The organism is Acidovorax sp. (assembly GCF_046341535.1).
GTDB lineage: Bacteria > Pseudomonadota > Gammaproteobacteria > Burkholderiales > Burkholderiaceae_C > Acidovorax.
Genome location: NZ_JBKDRI010000190.1, coordinates 1 through 3705, shown reverse-complemented (window position 1 = coordinate 3705; position 3705 = coordinate 1). Strand labels below are relative to the sequence as shown.

Sequence of the window (3705 nt, the reverse complement as noted above, 5' to 3'; positions counted from 1 at the left end):
AGCAGCTTGTGCAGCGCATCGACCACTTCGTCGCCGCGCACAACACAAACTGCCAGCCCTTCACATGGACTGCCACCGCCGATTCGATCCTTGAAAAGCTGCATCGACTTTGCTCACGTATTTGCGGGACAGCACACTAGTCTCGCGCCACCGTTGAAGATCGGTACTGTTGCACAAACAGCGCAACCGTGCCCGCCACCACGCCCCAAAAGGCCGATCCAACGCCAGCGAGCGTGACACCGCTCAGGGTCACCAAAAAGGTGATGATCGCGGCTTCTCGATGCGGTTCTTCGCGCAGCGCTTGAGCCAGGCCGTTGGCGATGGTCCCAAGCAGCGCCAGGCCCGCGATGGCAACCACGAGTTCCTTCGGGAAGGCGGTCAACAGCCCGGTGATCACGGCGCCGAACAAACCGATAGCGACATACAGCGCCCCACAGACCGCCGCTGCGGTGTAGCGGCGGTTGCGGTCCGGGTGCGCCTGCGGGCCCATGCACATGGCAGCCGTGATGGCGCTGAAGTTCAGTGCGTAGCCGCCAAAGGGTGCCAAAACCAGCGTAGCCAGGCCCGTCATTGTCAACAGGCGTGAGACGGGCAGGTCATAGCCGGATGCCCGGATCACCGCCACGCCTGGCAGGTTCTGCGAAGCCATGGTCACCACGAAAAGCGGCACCGCCAGGCTGACCAGCGCGGCTGCGCTGAACTGAGGTGCCACCAATACGGGCATGGCCAGCTCCAGTTGCACGGCCGACCACGTCATCTGACCCTGTGCGGCAGCCACGGCCACGGCTGCGGCCAAGGTGATGACCACCGCGTAGCGGGGCGCAACCCGCCGGGCCAGCAGATAGACGATCAGCATGGTCAGCACGAGGGGCAGCGCGGTTTGCGCCGCTGCGAAGGCCTGCACCCCGAACCGCGCGAGCACGCCGGCAAGCAAGGCGGCTGCGATTTCGGTGGGAATGCGGTTCATCACCCGTTCGAACCACCCCGTGGCGCCTGCGAGAGTGATCAGGGCAGCGCTCACCATGAAGGCCCCCACCGCCTCACCCATGGAGAAACCGCTCGCCAGGCCCGCAGCAGCCAACACGGCCGCGCCGGGCGTGGACCAGGCCACCATGACCGGCTTGCGCAGGATGAGCGACGGGATCAGGGTACACAACCCCATACCCAGCCCCAGGGCCCATATCCAGGACGTGATCTGCGCTGGCGTGGCACCAAACGCCTGCGCCGCCTGGAAAACGATGGCCACCGAACTGGTAAACCCCACCAGCACCGCCACGAACCCCGCCGTGAATGTGGAGACGCTCAGGTCTTTGAAAAACTGCATGGGCTCGATTCTGGCAGCCCAGCATGCGCGCCGGTCACGCGGCACCGGCCAGCATGCAGGCCGCTGCGCCTGCGGTGCGGCCGCCCCACAGCGAACGCAGCCGTTGGCAGCGCCTGCGCGACCAGCGCAATGCATGCCCTGGCCACCACGGCAGACCTCTTTTGCTATGGCTATGCTATTTATTCAATAGCAATGTGTACAAAAAAGACAGGCGCTACCGGGGTAAAACCAGATCCATCCCGCCGCTGCTCAGATCTCGATCTTCGAACCCAACTCGACCACCGCGTTGTTGGGCAGGTGCAGAAAATCGGCGGCCCCGCTGGCGTTGTGATGCATCTGTGCAAACAACTTCTCGCGCCAGGGCGCCATGCCGCCGCCCATGGTCGGGATGACGGTGTCGCGCGACAGGAAGTAGCTCGTCGTCATGGCGTCCAGTTCGCAGCCTCGGCCGCGCAAAAGCTCCAGCGCGCGGGGCAGGTCGGGGTCGTTCTTGAAACCGTAGTGGACGGTGACCTGCCAGCAGTCGTGCCCCAGCGCTTGCACCTGCAGCCGCTTGTCCAGGCCAATCCACGGCACCTCATGGTTGTGCACCGTCACGAACAGGTTTTGCTGGTGCAACACCTTGTTGTGCTTGAGGTTGTGCAGCAGCGCATTGGGCACCGCACCCGCCTCGGCAGTGAGGAAGACCGCCGTGCCATCCACGCGGGTCGGCGGGCTGATGAACACCGACTCCAGGAAACCCTGGAGGTCGATGGCGTCAGCGCGGAGCTTTTCGTTGAGCAGGGCGCGGCCGTCCTTCCAGGTCATCATCAGCGCAAAAACGATGCCGCCGATCAACAGCGGGAACCACCCGCCCTGGAAAAGCTTGAGCAGGTTGGACGAAAAGAACGCCAGATCCACGACAAAAAACGAACCTGTCGCCGCCACGCACAGCGCCAGCGGATAGCCCCAGCCGTAGCGGATCACGAAGAACGTGAGTGTGGTGGTGATCAGCATGTCCAGCGTCACGGCGATGCCGTAGGCCGCCGCCAGATTGCTGGACGAGCGGAACATCACCACCGCCAGCACGATGGCCACAAACAGCCCCCAGTTGACCAGCGGAATGAAGATCTGCCCGGTATCGCGCACGCTGGTGTGCTGGATATTCAGGCGCGGCAGGTAACCGAGCTGAATGGCCTGTTTGGTGACGCTGAAGGCGCCGGTAATCAGGGCCTGCGATGCGATGACCGTAGCCATGGTCGCGAGCACTACCATTGGTATCACCGCCCAATCGGGTGCCATCATGAAGAAAGGGTTCTTCACCGCGTCCGGTTCAGCCAGCAGCAGCGCGCCCTGGCCAAAGTAGTTGAGGGTGAGCGCAGGCATGGCCACACCGAACCACGCCAGCCGAATCGGGCGCTTGCCGAAGTGGCCCAGGTCGGCGTACAGCGCTTCGGCACCTGTCACGCACAGCACCACAGCGCCCAGAATGATGAAGGTGGTTCCAGGATGGGCCCACATGAAACGCAGGGCGTAAGTCGGACTCATGGCCCACAGGATCTCGGGGTGTCCAACAATGTGGAACACCCCCAGCAAGGCGATCGAAATGAACCAGATCAGCGTGATGGGCCCAAAGAACTTGCCGATGCCGCTGGTACCGCGCTTTTGCACGGCAAACAGGCAAAACAGCACCACCAGCGTGATCGGAATGACGTATTGCTTGAAATGGGGCGACACGACCTCCAGGCCCTCGACCGCCGACAGCACGGAAATCGCCGGGGTGATCACCCCGTCGCCATAAAAGAGGGACGTGCCGAAGATGCCCACCGCCAGCAACACGCCGCGCAGGCGGGGCTTGTCTTTCACGGCCTGCGACGCCAGGGCCAGCATGGCAATGAGGCCGCCTTCGCCGTGGTTGTCGGCACGCAGCACCAGCGCCACGTACTTGAGCGAGACAATGACGGTGAGCGTCCAGAACAGAATCGACAGGATGCCAAAGATGTTGTCCTGGGTGAACGGCACATGTCCGGACCCGAAGACCTCCTTGACGGCATAGAGCACGCTGGTGCCGATATCGCCATAAACCACACCGATGGCGCCCAGCGTGAGCGCTGCGAGCGATGACTTGGAGCTTTGCACTGACCATCCCCGCGCGCCAGGGGTGGCGGGGCTCCGTTACTGAAGGGAAAGCTATTGTGCGCCTGAGGCAGATCAAGCGCCTGGGGTCACTGCACCATGTTGCGGCGCAGCAACTTGGAAATTATCCGTAAATTATGTTTACGCGTAGCGGTACTTTTCTGAAAGCGATGATGGCGGCGGCCAAGTGGTTAAGTGCGAGGAAACTGCGCTCAAGTTTCTCGTACCTCACGAGCAACTTGCGAAATCGGTTGAACCAGCTGTGA

At 62.6% G+C, this 3705-nt stretch carries 3 protein-coding genes and 1 pseudogene; 1 reads left to right on the top strand and 3 read right to left on the bottom strand.

Going from position 1 to position 3705, the window contains the following annotated elements; genetic code table 11:
* A pseudogene (locus ACK543_RS14320) lies at positions 1-140 on the top strand (IS630 family transposase); the annotation flags it as partial.
* Here ACK543_RS14320 and ACK543_RS14315 read toward each other — a convergent pair.
* From ACK543_RS14315 to ACK543_RS14305, 3 genes are all read right to left on the bottom strand, one after another.
* Positions 137-1324, bottom strand: coding sequence for a benzoate/H(+) symporter BenE family transporter (locus tag ACK543_RS14315; protein WP_409943510.1), 1188 nt, complete (start codon positions 1322-1324; stop codon positions 137-139). The pseudogene ACK543_RS14320 and the gene ACK543_RS14315 overlap by 4 nt on opposite strands.
* Before the next feature lie 249 nt (positions 1325-1573).
* Positions 1574-3442, bottom strand: coding sequence for a potassium transporter Kup (locus tag ACK543_RS14310; protein WP_409943509.1), 1869 nt, complete (start codon positions 3440-3442; stop codon positions 1574-1576).
* 121 nt (positions 3443-3563) lie between these two features.
* Positions 3564-3705, bottom strand: a 142-nt coding sequence (locus tag ACK543_RS14305) for a transposase (protein ID WP_409943511.1), incomplete at its 5' end; no start/stop codon positions are given.

What these genes read in the sequence shown, in the direction of transcription:
- ACK543_RS14315 (WP_409943510.1), bottom strand. Translation starts at nt 1,324, where the DNA reads ATGCAGTTTTTCAAAGACCTGAGCGTCTCCACATTCACGGCGGGGTTC.